Source organism: Pedobacter sp. 01N310, from assembly GCF_056399805.1.
The window spans coordinates 361,561-374,883 of sequence record NZ_JBFTSB010000004.1 but is presented as its reverse complement, the minus strand read 5'-3'; the positions used below and the strand labels follow the sequence as shown (position 1 = coordinate 374,883).

Here is a 13,323-nt window from a genome sequence, read left to right as displayed (position 1 = left end):
CGCAGAGGCTCTGTTTCTCTGTGCACTTCTTAGTGTACTTTGTGGTTAAAAACTAAACCAATTGTTGTAAATATTTCTGAATGGTGGTTTCCAAACCTAAATAAAGTGCATCGCTAATTAACGCATGACCAATTGAAACTTCTAATAAACCTGGGATGCTCTGCGCAAAATAATGTAGGTTGTGTAAATCCAGATCATGCCCCGCGTTAATTCCCAAGCCTAATTTGTTGGCATGATGTGCCGCAGCAATGTAACTCACTACTGCCTTTTCGCGATCGGCAAAATAATTATGTGCATAAGCCTCGGTATATAATTCAATCCGGTCTGTTCCGGTTTCCACAGCACCCTCAACCATTTCTACAACCGGATCTACAAAAATAGAAACGCGGATGCCTTCTTTCTGGAAAACGGCAACCATTTCTTTCAGGTAGTCTTTATGTTTAACCGTATCCCAACCGTGGTTTGAAGTAATCTGACCTTCGGCATCAGGCACTAATGTAACCTGAGCAGGTTTGTTGGCCAAAACCAGATCAACAAATTTATCTTCTCTGCAATTTCCTTCAATATTAAATTCTGTCGCAATAACAGCCTTTAAATCGTAAACATCTTGGTAACGGATATGGCGTTCATCAGGTCTTGGATGCACGGTAATTCCCTGTGCACCGAAACGTTCGCAATCTAATGCAACCTTAACCAGGTCAGGATTATTACCCCCGCGACTGTTGCGAAGTGTAGCAATTTTATTGATATTAACCGATAACTTTGTCATGAAGCAAAGATAAGGCTTTGCCTCTGTTAATCTTAAACCTTAAAAAAATTTGACTTTTTTTTGCTCATATTTGCTTCTTGTAAATGAACTTAAAAGATACAACACTATATAAATTCCTGATCGTTTTACTTGCAATTGCGAGTATACCAGCACTTTTTGGTGGCGTGATGGAGCCCGATGGCGCATTGTATGCTTCCATGTCTAAAAACATCATCCTGTTTAAAGATTGGTTTAACCTTTATGGCCGTGGGGCCGACTGGTTGGACAAACCTCACCTCACTTTTTGGATTTCTGCAGCATCCTTTAAAATTTTTGGAATCTCATCCTTCGCCTATAAGTTACCATCATTTCTGTTCGGTTTACTGGGTGCGTGGTATTTATACAAATTAGCCAAAGATATATACGATGAAAAAACCGGATTGATCAGTGCGGTAATTTTTCTAAGTGCCTTGCATATCATCACCTCTACATTTGATGTTAGGGCCGAAATTTATATTACCACTTTTACATTAGCATCTATTTACCATTATTATAAAGCACATCAAAATTCTTTCTGGCACATTGTAGCAGGTTCATTTTTTGCGGCCTGCGCGATATTGATCAAAGGAATTTTTGTATTGATTCCTGTATTTGCCGGTTTTATTATCTACTGGTTGCTTACAAAACAGTACCGTCAGCTTTTAAAACCAAAATGGTATATCGCCATTCTTTTGATTTTTATTTTTATTACCCCTGAGCTGTATTCACTTTACACACAATTCGATCTGCATCCCGAAAAAATCGTTTTTGAAAGAACCGGTGTTTCGGGTTTAAAATTTTTCTTTTGGGACAGTCAGTTCGGAAGGTTTTTTAACAATGGTCCAATTAAAGGCAAAGGGGATATTTCCTTTTTTCTACACACTACCCTTTGGGCATTCCTTCCTTGGTCTGTATTATTTTATACGGCCGTTGTAAATCTATTCAAAAGAAAAAATAGAATAGCTTTAGCGCCCGAAAGCATTATGATCTGGGCAAGTGCAGCGGTTACTTTTCTGATCTTTTCGCTTTCTAAATTTCAGTTGCCGCATTATATATTGATCATCTTTCCTCAGTTTTCGATCATCACAGCCTTGTACTTAAGGAAGCTTGGTGGCAACGGTTTAAAAACCTTCTTCATTATACAGAACATCATTTTCATTTTGGTTATTGCCTTACTTTCTGTCTTAGCCTTTTTCTTTGGATTTGAAAGCCCATATTTAATTATCGGCATCCTGATTGTTGTTCTCGCCATCTCTTTCTTACTATTTAAAGGCATTTTATTGGAAACCATCATTGCCAGAAGTGCATTTTTATCTGTTGGTTTAATGATATTTCTCTTCATTTTTTTCTACCCGGCCCTTTTAAAATATCAATCGGGTATGCAGGCAGGTAATTGGTTAAAGCAAAATTACCCTACTGCTAAACCTGCAGTATTAAATTATATAGATGCGTTTTCTTTTGATTTTTATGCCCCTGGTGAAGTAAAATATATTCATAATTATACCGATCTCGACAAATCAAAGCACCTAAAAGACTTGGTTATATACATTCCAGAACAGGAATTAACAAAATTGAAAAGTGAATACCATGCTGAAGTTCTAAAATCGTTTGAATATTTTCATACCACCAAACTCACAGGTAAATTTTTAAACGCAAAAACACGCCCTCAGGTTTTAGAGCGATTTTATTTGGTTAAAATACATTAACATGGATTTATTCTTCCGCATTTTAAAATTTGGATTAACAGGTTTCCTCGGGATGGCAATAGATTTCGGCGCGACCTGGTTGTGTAAGGAAAAGATTAAAATAAATAAATATATTTCTAATGCCATCGGCTTTACTTTGGCGGTAACCAATAATTATCTGATTAACCGGGTTTGGACTTTCGAAAGTACCAATACGCATTGGGGAACCGAATTTAGCAAGTTTTTAGTGGTGAGTTTAATCGGTTTAGGACTAAACACCTTTATCATTTACCTGTTCCACCAAAGGAAAAACGGAACCAATTTTTACGTAGCCAAATTCTTTGCAATAGTGATTGTTTTTGTGTGGAATTTCCTCGCGAATATGTTATTTACTTTTAGATAGAAAAGTTTTGGAATACTTTCGAAACAGATCCTGAAACAAATCCGATAGCTATCGGATCAGGATGACGCTTGACTTAGAAGACTAATTATGTAATTGGTATGGCATTAATAAACGAATGACCAGTGAACAAATGAACTATTTAGGTAACGTTTTTGCCAATAAAGTAGAAAACTACAAGCCATATTAATCCTTTAATCAGGAAGAATAAAAACCCAACCAGCCCCACCCGCTTAAACCATAATTTTACTTTTTCTTTGTTCATGGCGATGTTTGTAAAGATAATGGATTTGGCTTAAATTAGAAAGATTTTAAATAAGGAAATATGAAGTTATCTAAATCATTGCTTCTCATTATTTTTTCCATTTGCTTTTTTAGTATTAAAGTTTTTGCACAAAATTTTGATGATATCAAACGCTACAAGGTAAACTTTGCTACAGCCGCCCGCGATAACGAAAAGCTGATTGCAGTTAGAAGTTTTTCCGCAAATAATCAAAAATATTTATTGCTGGTGAATCCAGAAACTTTAGATAACAAAGTAGATCTGGCCAGTAATTATACCACAAGCAGCTTACAGTTTCAAAATGTATTGGCGATTTTCAAAAACACAGCTTATATTAAATCAATAGAAGCAGCGGCAGCTAAAGATCTACAGCTTCAAAATGCAGGGATAGATCATGCCATCCCGAACGAAAAGGGGATTACCTTAACGATCGACCTTTGTCCCTCGCACAAGGCTTTAGACAGGATTATTTTTCAATCTGTTTTTGATGAATTTAAAAAGATAGAACAGCCTGCGCCACTCGCGATTTCTGTTTCTGGCAAATGGATGCTGAAACATCAAGATGACTTGAACTGGCTGAAAAGTCTGGTAGAGAAAAAGGAACTAAATATCACCTGGGTAAACCATACCTACAACCACGAAGTAAATAAGTTACCCTTAGCTGAAAACTTTCTATTGGCCTCTGGAACCAATTTAGATGTCGAGGTATTGGAGAATGAAAAACTGATGCTCAAAAATGGTTTAACGCCATCTGTATTTTTCCGTTTCCCCGGCTTGGTATCGGATAAGACCATTGTAGAAAAGATCGAGGCCTACGGATTAATTCCTATTGGCAGTGATGCCTGGCTGGCAAAAGGACAACAGCCGAATACGGGCAGTATTGTATTGATCCACGGCAACGGGAATGAAGAAATCGGGGTGAAAGATTTCATCCAGTTGCTAAAAACCAGACAGGCAGATGTGAAAAGCAAACAATGGCTACTTTTCGATTTAAGAGAGGGGCTAGAAAAGGAATTTGAATAGCCTGCTTTTTAACCGCAAAGAGCACAAAGAAAAGGCACAAAGAACACAAAGCTGGGTTCAGATAGTTTTAAATCATTCTTAGCGCCTCTTTGCGAAAAGCTTTGCGTTCTTTGCGGTAAACCTACTTCTTAACTGGCAATAACTTTATTTCTTTCACCTTAAAACATCTACTGCATTTTTAAACACAAAGCGCACACAAAAAGGCACAAAGAACACAAAGCTAGGTTCAAATAGTTTTAAATCATCCTTAGCGCATCTTTGCGAAAAACTTTGCCTTCTTTGCGGTAAAACTATTTCTTAACCGGCAATAACTTTATTTCTTTCGCCTTAAAGCGGTTGTTCACGATTTCGCCAGTAACTTCCGCTTTGCTCACGGCGTTGCAAAAACCATGTTCGCCATGGGCATCGCCAAAATCATCAATCCCTTTTCCATCAACAAAATAAGATTTACCATCTATTTTTACTGCTAACTCGCAGTCTTTACCTTTCATTTTAAACTGGCATTCGCCGCAAGCAATATCTACCGTTTGTTTGGTGATTACTTTTGCTGATGCAGCTTTTTGAGGCGTGGTTTGGGCATTTACAGAAAACGCAAATACACAAAGAATTAAAGCAAATATTAACTTTTTCATCATTTCTTCTTTTTTCAAATGTAAGTTTTCAAGGGCGAAAGAACCACAATTCTTTGTAAAATAAACCTGATGGAAACGAACATCCCGATTCTTCTATCGGGATAAAGTGTACAGCAGGACTGAAACCTCCGAAGAGAACAGGAACCAACGTTTTCAAAAAATAGGAGACTCACCCAGACTTAGTGACACCCCGCCTTGCAGGCACTCCTCCAATGAATCGGAGGGAATAAAAAAAGGGACATGCAATTTGCACATCCCTTTGATATTATTAAATTTCAGTTACTGCGAACTGAAAACTGTAAACTGAACTAGTACCTGTATGTATCTGCTTTGAAAGGACCTTCTACCGGTACACCGATATAATCAGCCTGGTGTTGATCCAAAACATCTAATTCTACACCGATTTTTTCTAAGTGTAAACGTGCTACTTTTTCATCTAAATGTTTAGGCAAAGTATAAACCTTGTTTTCGTAAGCACCAGTGTTGGTCCAAAGCTCCAATTGAGCCAAAGTTTGGTTGGTGAATGAGTTACTCATTACAAAACTTGGGTGACCAGTTGCGCAACCTAAGTTAACCAAACGACCTTCGGCCAGGATGATTACATCTTTACCATCAATGGTGTATTTATCAACCTGAGGTTTAATCTCCACTTTGGTATCGCCATAATTGCCATTTAACCAAGCCATATCAATTTCGTTATCGAAGTGACCGATGTTACAAACAATCGCTTTATCTTTTAATGCTCTGAAATGTTGCTCGCGAACGATATCACAATTACCGGTAGTGGTTACTACGATATCAGCTTCTTTAATTGCAGTAGCTAATTTTTTAACTTCGTAACCTTCCATTGCAGCCTGTAAAGCACAGATCGGATCAATTTCGGTAACAATAACACGTACACCTTGCGAGCTTAAAGATTCTGCAGAACCTTTACCCACATCGCCATAACCACAAACAACAGCCACTTTACCAGCCATCATTACATCAGTTGCACGACGGATCGCATCAACCAATGACTCACGACATCCGTATTTGTTATCGAATTTAGATTTAGTAACCGAATCGTTAACGTTAATTGCAGGTAAGTGCAATGTTCCGTTTTTCATTCTTTCGTACAAACGGTGAACACCAGTTGTAGTTTCTTCTGACAAACCCTTAATAGCTGCAATCAGCTCAGGGTATTTGTCAAAAACCATATTGGTTAAATCGCCACCATCATCCAAAATCATGTTTAATGGTTGTTGCTCCGGACCGAAGTGTAAAGTTTGCTCAATACACCAATCGAATTCTTCTTCGTTTAAACCTTTCCAGGCATAAACCTGAATACCAGCAGCAGCAATTGCAGCAGCAGCGTGATCCTGAGTAGAAAAAATATTGCAAGATGACCAGGTAACTTCAGCACCCAGTGCAGTTAATGTTTCGATTAATACAGCCGTTTGGATGGTCATGTGCAGACAACCTGCAATGCGCGCACCTTTTAACGGTTGTGTTGGACCGAATTCTTTACGTAAACTCATTAAACCTGGCATTTCTGCTTCGGCTAATCCGATTTCTTTACGGCCCCATTCTGCCAGTGAAATGTCCTTAACTTTGTAAGGGATATAAGAAGTCTCTACTGATGACATAATTATTTGTTTTAAAATGAAATGCAAAGTTACCACATCCCTTTGTGAAAGCCAAATAATTAAAAGTACAAGCAAGTTTACAGATTGTAAAATAGTACTTCTATTTTCACTACAAGTCCCAATACTTCATGTCTTAGCTATTTTTTGAAAAGCAAGTCCTATAGTTCTTAGCTCAGCTTCGGTCCTGCCATATATCATAGCTCCAATGAATCCCGATGTAAAATCGGGACGGAGGCTGCCATTCCTGCCAGGTTTAGCATATATAAAACTGTGCGTTGTTTGTAAAGCTGAGAACAACATAAAATAAAACTTTGATTTACAGCTAATTATTTCTTAAATTGTTATAACCAAATTAAGTTTTATGAAAAGCGTAAAACACTTGTTAGATACCAAACAGGTACGGATTATCTCGGTATCAGAAAATATTTCTGTTTTAGATGCCTTAAAAGTAATGACAGAAAAGAACATCAGTGCGGTATTGGTCATGGAAAATGATCGGCTTCATGGCATTTTTACGGAACGCGATTATGCCAGGAAAATCATCCTTCAAGGCAAATCATCAAAAGATACCTTGATTAAAGAAGCGATGACGGCCAGTCCGATCACCATTAATTTAAGCGACAGTATTGATTACTGCATGGAGCTGATGACCGATAAACACATCCGTCATTTACCAGTTGTAGAAAACGACGAAGTAAAAGGAATGGTTTCAATCGGTGATGTGGTAAAGTTTATCATTGCAGATCAAAAACAGACCATTTCGCAATTGGAAAGCTACATTAGTGGTTAATGCTGAGTTGGATTATGTTGGTTGGTGAGACACCAACCAATAAATGAGGCCTACGCTTTTACAGCTACTTTATCTTCAGTTTTGCCTGATTGGTGCATTTCGAGTTTTCCATTGTATTGTGCGCCTAGCTCAATCTCAATGGCCTCTGTTTTAATATCGCCATTAACCCTACCTGTCTTTTTTATTTCCAGGTTTTGGGCTTTAACATTTCCGTTAACGGTTCCATAAATAATGGCTGAACCTGTTTGAATGTCGCCTTTAATCATCCCTTTTTCACCTAAAACAACACCGCCTTCAACATTTACATTGCCAATTACAGTTCCATCGATCCTTATAACTGCTTTTCCTTTTAGTTCGCCTGTAATGGTAAAGCCGAGGCCTATGATAGTCGAAATCTCTTGTTGATTTAAGTCTTTAATCTGATTGTTTTTCTTGAACATGTTTCTTATAAGGTTAAAAAGGATCTTGGATTTATAACTTTACCATTTTTATGCACTTCATAATGTAAATGAGGGCCAGTTGACCGCCCGGTTGAACCCGCTTTGCCAATGTTATTGCCAGCAATCACATCCTCATCTACCTTTACCAAAATTTTAGAAAGGTGACCATAGTAGGTTTCAAAACCATTACCATGTTTAATTACGATGCAATTGCCATAACCACCACGCCTTCCAGCAAAAATCACCTTACCGTTCGCTGTACATTTAACAATGTCGCCATAATTGGCCCTGATATCAAGTCCTTTATGTGTCTCCACATTTTCACCACTAAAAGGGTTTTCGCGGTGCCCATACCCGGATGTGATTGTACCTAAATGTGGATAACCCATAGGCGTATAGGCCACGTTATAGGCAATTTTACTCAGGTAGTTGTCGTAAAACTCGCCGATCTCTTCAGCCGATAAAATATCATCACTTTGCTCTCCCCCTTCATTGCCCGTTAAAATTGGCTTTAATCCTCTTGCTTTTAGGTATTTATTGATGGTAAGCAGTTTTTTATCGATTGATTGGTAATGCTTTTTTAGGGAAGAAGTATCGATAACAGATAGTTTGTCTTTACTTTTTAAAAGCGCCAGTTCGAGTTTACTCTTGGCTAATTCTACACTCGAATTACTACGGATCAGGTAAAATATGCTGGATATAAGTATTAAGAATAATCCTAAAACGCCTAAAATATACTTTTTCCAATGTACAATGTATCCTGTTGGAACTTGGATTGGCTTGCTTGAACTTTGATTATTATTTACAAAAATTACGGTTGTTTTGTTCCGTTTTCTGTTCATTTTTACTCAGATTTTTTGTTTGGGACTAAAACAAATATATGATTAACAACCACATAGTCAAACACAAAGTTGAAGTTTAACATTAGCTATACCGTAAAAACACATGTTTTAAACGTTAAATTAACAGTTACTATATAGCTTAAACGAATAAAGCCGGATGTGTAACATTTAAGTGGCTTTCGCCGTACAACTATTTAGCAATGGTTCAAAACGAGCGCTAACACAAAGAAAGATTCTTCCATTTCGCTACCGATGAAACCTGTGAAGCAAGCATACCATAAATAATAAAAACAAATGCTTAAATCGATGACCATCAGTCGAAATGACAACTCTACAGGTAACTTATTTCCGTCATTTCGAGCGCAGCGAAGTCGAGAAATCTTTTAAGGCAGTTCTCACAAAGATTTTGCTTCGCAGAGCCTTCGGGTTCTCCTCCGAAGGAGTTCCTTTGGAATACTACGGTCGAAATGACGAATTATCTTACGTAAGTTAACTATGTAAAAAATCTGTGTAATCCCTACATCTGTGTAATCAACCCGCAGGCAACATCAGTGTAATCACCCCGTAAGGAAAGAGGCAGGAAAATCTATGAAATTATTTCCACCTCCACTCACCGGCAATACTCAAAGGCTCCTTTAGGTTCTGCGATTCTAAGAAAGCCCTCAATTCTTCTTCGCCCTGAACACCAACTGGAATTTTCGGTGTATTGGCTAAAGCGTAAGTTAACATGGCGCTGTAACGCACTGTATTTTTAAGCTCCTGCTCATCAACCAGTTTAAAACTATCGCCGTCTGAGTGATAAAATGGACCAGAATTGTTTGGCAGTTTACCACCAAAACCACCGCCAGTAGGAATCCCCTCCAGCATAAACGGTTGGTGATCGCTGTGTAAACCTGCACCAGCATTAAACAAGTTTTTAAAACCGGTATCAATTTTTACAATATCAGCTCCCCAGGCCGTAAACAAATCTTTCATTTCTGATCGTGAGGTAGAAAAACCTTTCGGATCGTTGGTCATGTCATAGTTCAACATAAACTTAACCTGGTTTAATGTTTTGTCTTTTTTAGCCTGATCGATGTATGCTTTGGAACCCAACAAACCTTGCTCCTCGCCCATAAACAGTACAAACTCTACGGTACGTTTGGTTTTTAAATGCAGCTTTTTAAAGGTACGTGCCATATCCATAATAGCAAAAGAGCCAATTCCATTGTCGATTGCACCGGTTGCTAAATCCCAGCTATCTAAATGTCCACCGACTACAATTTTGTCCTTAGGCAATTCAGTTCCTTTAAAAGTTGCCACTACGTTTCTCGCTTTAATCAAACCCGAGAAATTGGTCATGGCAATATGCGCGATCTGTGGCTGTGATTTAATTTTTTCCTTCAAAGCTGTACCGTCTTCCAGTCCAATACAAATAGCAGGAATAGAGATCAATTTACCCGTTACCGAAGCTGTTCCAGTTAAAAGTACGCCATCTTTTACGGTATTGATGATGATGACACCTATTGCGCCATATTTTGTGGCAATGGCCGTCTTTTCTGAGCGGTGTAATGACTTTGTTCCAGCCGAAGAGCCTGGTAATACACCAAGATAAATCAATGCAATTTTACCTTTAAACTTCTCAGGACTGCCTTGATAATCTGCCTCCAATCCATTACCTGCATCTACTATCTCGCCAGTAACGTCTGCACTAACCGGTGAATGTGCTAAAGTAACAGCCTTCATTTTGGTTAGACTGTTTTTATCAGCACCAATTTCTACACTGATTGTTTTTCTTGCCCAGCTTTCTACTTCGAAAGGTTGAAACTTCACTTCACAACCGTAAGATTTTAATAAATCGAAAGCATATTGCTCTGCTTTTGCGCCGTTTGTAGAACCTGTTAAACGATGACCGATAGTTTCGGTTTCATATTTAAGTGTTTGATAAGCTTTTGAATTTTGCTGTACATCAGCATTGATTTTGGCAAAAACATCACCGAATTTATCCTGGGCATTTACAAATAAAGCGGTACAAAGAAGCGCTGCAGCGAAAAGATATTTCATTAGGAATAATAGTTTAGTTGTTGAAAGTACAAATTTTAGCTAGAGATTACTAGCTGTAACGTATATTTTGCTTTTGAGTAATAGCAGATAAGTATATTTTTTATCCTAAGACAAAGGATTAGCAGTCTTTTCCCCATGCACAACCGTGCTTCGGCTCACCGCCGCCGATGGGCTCTTTCTTTTCTCTTGATAGAAAAGAAACAAAAGATCAAGGCTTGCATCCTTTCTTGTAAAAAACTACAAAAATCTCAATTGCGGCAGTCTATAGGCTCTTTCCTAACTTCGTTGCCACCACACTCGCTTAACACTGCCTTGGCCTGTGGAAGTATTGGTGAAACTGCAAAGATTTTTGTTCTTTTTCCTACGAAAATCTGCTAGGCCGCACAGCAAAGTGCAGTTATGCCACTTAGCACTTTACACCACAAAAAGCTTAAATGCCCTCAGGTGACTCAGGTGATCAGAATAATTTTGGGAAAAACCTTTAATGGTAAACTAAGATTGCACATGCGCCTTTTTCTTAGGAAACACCAATGAAGCTACAATACTCATCACTAAGATACTCAATATGATGATAAGCGAATGCTCAGTAGTGAAACCCCATTTCTCCAGATAAGTATGCCCCAACATTTTAACCCCGATAAAGGCCAATAATACGGCCAATCCGGTTTTTAAATAGTGAAATTTATGGATGATATTCACCAACAGGAAGAACATGGAACGTAAACCCATGATGGCAAAAATATTAGAGAAAAATACAATGTAGGGATCTTTTGTTACCGCAAAAATAGCAGGGATAGAATCGACAGCGAATAAAAGATCAGTAAACTCAACAATCAGCAGTACCAAAAATAAAGGTGTCACCAGTGTTTTATGGTTAATTTTTACGAAGAATTTTTTGCCCTCATACTTTGGATGGATAGAAAATATTTTCGAGGCCCATTTAACCACTGGATGATTTTCCGGATCAATCTTATCATCTTCATCTTTGCTAAAGAACATTTTTACCCCAGTAAAAACAAGGAAAGCGCCAAACAAATAGAGTATCCAGGCAAATTTTGCAATTAATGCTGCACCAACAAAAATGAAGATGAAACGCATAATAATGGCACCCAAAATACCCCAGAACAATACACGGTGATAATATTTTTCTTCAACGGCAAAGGCTGAAAAAACGAGTACGATCACAAAGATATTATCTACAGAAAGTGCATATTCAATTACATAGCCGGTTAAAAATTCTAAGCCGAGGTTTTGCCTATAAATCGCTAAACTTCCTTCAAAATCATCAGGGATTAATTTAATGTGATGCTGGTGTCGCGTTACAATTTCTTGCAGGTGTGCAAAATCTTTTATTCCATGTAGCTGATGCCCCTCGGTTAACAGGATAAAGTAAAAACCGATAGCCAAAGCCACCATAATCAAACTCATTACTCCAGCCTGTTTTAAGCTCACCACATGTTCTTTTCTGCTAAATAGACCAAGGTCTAAAGCAAGAATCAACACAATAAAAAGAAGAAAACCTAAGCTAAAAAGTAATTCGTTACCCATTATTTTTTACGTTCAGTGGTGTACAGTACAAGTTGTTCTAAACCAGTTCGTGCTTCGCCTGCCTCAAAACTGTGCAAAATATCAAATGCTTCCTTTTGGTACTCCAGCATTTTCTGGTTCGCGTAATACACACCTTCGTGGGCATTTACGAAATCTATAATCTGCTGAATTTTAACCGGATCGTCCTGGTGGTTTTTCACCAGGTTAATTATTTTTTTACGCTCAGTTTTTTCAGCTTTATTCAGTGCATAAATTAAAGGCAGCGTTACTTTCTTCTCTTTAATATCAATACCTAAAGGTTTGCCTACATCATCAGTACCGAAATCGAAGGTATCGTCTTTAATCTGAAAGGCAATCCCTACTTTTTCGCCAAACAGACGCATTTTTTCTATCGTTTCATCATCAGCACCTGCCGAAGCAGCACCCGCAGCACAACAAGAAGCAATTAAAGAAGCGGTTTTCTGTCGGATCACATCAAAATATAAATCTTCCGAAATATCCATCCTCCGCACCTTTTCTACCTGCAACAGTTCACCCTCGCTCATCTGTTTCACCGCTTCCGATACAATTTGTAACAAACGGTGTTCGTTATTGTTTACTGAAAGCAACAATCCTTTAGCCAACAGGTAGTCGCCAACCAAAACGGCAATCTTGTTTTTCCATAAAGCATTGATAGAGAAAAAGCCGCGGCGTTCGTAAGCATTGTCTACCACATCATCATGCACCAAAGTAGCCGTATGTAAAAGCTCTACCAAAGCAGCCCCGCGATGGGTTGATTCTGTAATGCCACCGCATAGTTTAGCCGCAAAAAATACGAACATCGGCCGCATTTGTTTGCCTTTTTGCTTTACAATATAATGGGTAATCCTATCCAGCAACGGTGCGTCGCTATGCATAGATTCTTTAAAGGTTTTTTCAAACGCTTTAATATCAGTAGCAATAGGTGTTTTTATCTGTTCGATTCCCGGCATTAAGTCGAAAAATTTTGATTGCAAACTTAAGCTAATTTCCCATAAAAAGGTAATGTACAATCGTATTATTAAGGATTTGAAAAGCAATAGCTTAATCTTTAACATCTTTTGCTCCTGCTATAGCCCATAGTCCTCGCCTTCAGGCTGTGGGCTATTTGGCGCCATCAGGTTTAACATTATGGGTTAGTGCAGGTAATAGCCACTCAGTATCATAACTAATTCCTCAAAAAGATTAGCTTTATTTAATTTCAAAT

13 protein-coding genes are annotated in these 13,323 nt (G+C 38.1%); 4 read left to right on the top strand and 9 right to left on the bottom strand.

Going from position 1 to position 13,323, the window contains the following annotated elements; translation table 11 throughout:
• Window positions 1–52: 52 nt before the first annotated feature.
• The gene (locus AC1DNH_RS11555; RefSeq protein WP_477578315.1) at window positions 53–769 is read right to left on the bottom strand and encodes a pyridoxine 5'-phosphate synthase; all 717 of its coding nucleotides are present in this window, start codon (window positions 767–769) and stop codon (window positions 53–55) included.
• 83 nt (window positions 770–852) lie between these two features.
• Between AC1DNH_RS11555 and AC1DNH_RS11550 the strand changes: the two genes are divergently transcribed.
• Window positions 853–2,493, top strand: a complete 1,641-nt coding sequence (locus tag AC1DNH_RS11550) for an ArnT family glycosyltransferase (protein WP_477578317.1) — start codon at window positions 853–855, stop codon at window positions 2,491–2,493.
• 1 nt (window position 2,494) lies between these two features.
• Complete coding sequence (locus AC1DNH_RS11545; protein ID WP_029277767.1) at window positions 2,495–2,875, top strand: GtrA family protein; 381 nt, start codon at window positions 2,495–2,497, stop codon at window positions 2,873–2,875.
• 139 nt (window positions 2,876–3,014) lie between these two features.
• On the opposite strand, the gene AC1DNH_RS11540 is transcribed toward AC1DNH_RS11545, so the two are convergent.
• A complete protein-coding gene (locus AC1DNH_RS11540) occupies window positions 3,015–3,137 on the bottom strand; it encodes a hypothetical protein (RefSeq protein ID WP_262890336.1) in 123 nt (40 codons plus the stop codon).
• A 60-nt stretch (window positions 3,138–3,197) separates the two neighbouring features.
• Between AC1DNH_RS11540 and AC1DNH_RS11535 the strand changes: the two genes are divergently transcribed.
• Window positions 3,198–4,178, top strand: coding sequence for a polysaccharide deacetylase family protein (locus AC1DNH_RS11535; RefSeq protein ID WP_477578320.1), 981 nt, complete (start codon window positions 3,198–3,200; stop codon window positions 4,176–4,178).
• A gap of 290 nt (window positions 4,179–4,468) precedes the next feature.
• Here AC1DNH_RS11535 and AC1DNH_RS11530 read toward each other — a convergent pair whose 3' ends face one another.
• On the bottom strand, window positions 4,469–4,810 hold the full coding sequence (locus tag AC1DNH_RS11530) for a DUF6370 family protein (protein WP_477578322.1): 342 nt from the start codon (window positions 4,808–4,810) through the stop codon (window positions 4,469–4,471).
• A 308-nt stretch (window positions 4,811–5,118) separates the two neighbouring features.
• The gene (ahcY, locus tag AC1DNH_RS11525) at window positions 5,119–6,435 is read right to left on the bottom strand and encodes an adenosylhomocysteinase (RefSeq protein WP_029277793.1); all 1,317 of its coding nucleotides are present in this window, start codon (window positions 6,433–6,435) and stop codon (window positions 5,119–5,121) included.
• Window positions 6,436–6,796: 361 nt separating this feature from the next.
• On the opposite strand from ahcY, the gene AC1DNH_RS11520 reads away from it, so the two are divergent.
• The gene (locus AC1DNH_RS11520) at window positions 6,797–7,225 is read left to right on the top strand and encodes a CBS domain-containing protein (protein ID WP_116252700.1); all 429 of its coding nucleotides are present in this window, start codon (window positions 6,797–6,799) and stop codon (window positions 7,223–7,225) included.
• A 50-nt stretch (window positions 7,226–7,275) separates the two neighbouring features.
• Here AC1DNH_RS11520 and AC1DNH_RS11515 read toward each other — a convergent pair whose 3' ends face one another.
• The 5 genes from AC1DNH_RS11515 to AC1DNH_RS11495 form a co-directional block, all read right to left on the bottom strand.
• Window positions 7,276–7,665, bottom strand: coding sequence for a bactofilin family protein (locus AC1DNH_RS11515; protein WP_477578325.1), 390 nt, complete (start codon window positions 7,663–7,665; stop codon window positions 7,276–7,278).
• Window positions 7,666–7,670: 5 nt separating this feature from the next.
• The gene (locus AC1DNH_RS11510) at window positions 7,671–8,507 is read right to left on the bottom strand and encodes a M23 family metallopeptidase (protein ID WP_215125341.1); all 837 of its coding nucleotides are present in this window, start codon (window positions 8,505–8,507) and stop codon (window positions 7,671–7,673) included.
• A gap of 594 nt (window positions 8,508–9,101) precedes the next feature.
• Window positions 9,102–10,550 (bottom strand): M20/M25/M40 family metallo-hydrolase, encoded by a 1,449-nt coding sequence (locus AC1DNH_RS11505; RefSeq protein ID WP_477578327.1) that lies wholly within the window; start codon window positions 10,548–10,550, stop codon window positions 9,102–9,104.
• Between the two features lie 492 nt (window positions 10,551–11,042).
• Window positions 11,043–12,098 carry a TerC family protein gene (locus AC1DNH_RS11500; RefSeq protein ID WP_477578328.1) on the bottom strand — a complete coding sequence of 352 codons (1,056 nt, stop codon included), beginning with the start codon at window positions 12,096–12,098 and terminating at the stop codon, window positions 11,043–11,045.
• Window positions 12,098–13,069 (bottom strand): polyprenyl synthetase family protein, encoded by a 972-nt coding sequence (locus tag AC1DNH_RS11495; RefSeq protein WP_477578330.1) that lies wholly within the window; start codon window positions 13,067–13,069, stop codon window positions 12,098–12,100. The genes AC1DNH_RS11500 and AC1DNH_RS11495 overlap by 1 nt, the downstream gene beginning before the upstream one ends.
• Window positions 13,070–13,323: the final 254 nt, after the last annotated feature.

What these genes read in the sequence shown, in the direction of transcription:
- AC1DNH_RS11555 (WP_477578315.1), bottom strand. Translation starts at nt 769, where the DNA reads ATGACAAAGTTATCGGTTAATATCAATAAAATTGCTACACTTCGCAAC.
- AC1DNH_RS11550 (WP_477578317.1), top strand. Translation starts at nt 853, where the DNA reads ATGAACTTAAAAGATACAACACTATATAAATTCCTGATCGTTTTACTT.
- AC1DNH_RS11545 (WP_029277767.1), top strand. Translation starts at nt 2,495, where the DNA reads ATGGATTTATTCTTCCGCATTTTAAAATTTGGATTAACAGGTTTCCTC.
- AC1DNH_RS11540 (WP_262890336.1), bottom strand. Translation starts at nt 3,137, where the DNA reads ATGAACAAAGAAAAAGTAAAATTATGGTTTAAGCGGGTGGGGCTGGTT.
- AC1DNH_RS11535 (WP_477578320.1), top strand. Translation starts at nt 3,198, where the DNA reads ATGAAGTTATCTAAATCATTGCTTCTCATTATTTTTTCCATTTGCTTT.
- AC1DNH_RS11530 (WP_477578322.1), bottom strand. Translation starts at nt 4,810, where the DNA reads ATGAAAAAGTTAATATTTGCTTTAATTCTTTGTGTATTTGCGTTTTCT.
- ahcY (WP_029277793.1), bottom strand. Translation starts at nt 6,435, where the DNA reads ATGTCATCAGTAGAGACTTCTTATATCCCTTACAAAGTTAAGGACATT.
- AC1DNH_RS11520 (WP_116252700.1), top strand. Translation starts at nt 6,797, where the DNA reads ATGAAAAGCGTAAAACACTTGTTAGATACCAAACAGGTACGGATTATC.
- AC1DNH_RS11515 (WP_477578325.1), bottom strand. Translation starts at nt 7,665, where the DNA reads ATGTTCAAGAAAAACAATCAGATTAAAGACTTAAATCAACAAGAGATT.
- AC1DNH_RS11510 (WP_215125341.1), bottom strand. Translation starts at nt 8,507, where the DNA reads ATGAACAGAAAACGGAACAAAACAACCGTAATTTTTGTAAATAATAAT.
- AC1DNH_RS11505 (WP_477578327.1), bottom strand. Translation starts at nt 10,550, where the DNA reads ATGAAATATCTTTTCGCTGCAGCGCTTCTTTGTACCGCTTTATTTGTA.
- AC1DNH_RS11500 (WP_477578328.1), bottom strand. Translation starts at nt 12,098, where the DNA reads ATGGGTAACGAATTACTTTTTAGCTTAGGTTTTCTTCTTTTTATTGTG.
- AC1DNH_RS11495 (WP_477578330.1), bottom strand. Translation starts at nt 13,069, where the DNA reads ATGCCGGGAATCGAACAGATAAAAACACCTATTGCTACTGATATTAAA.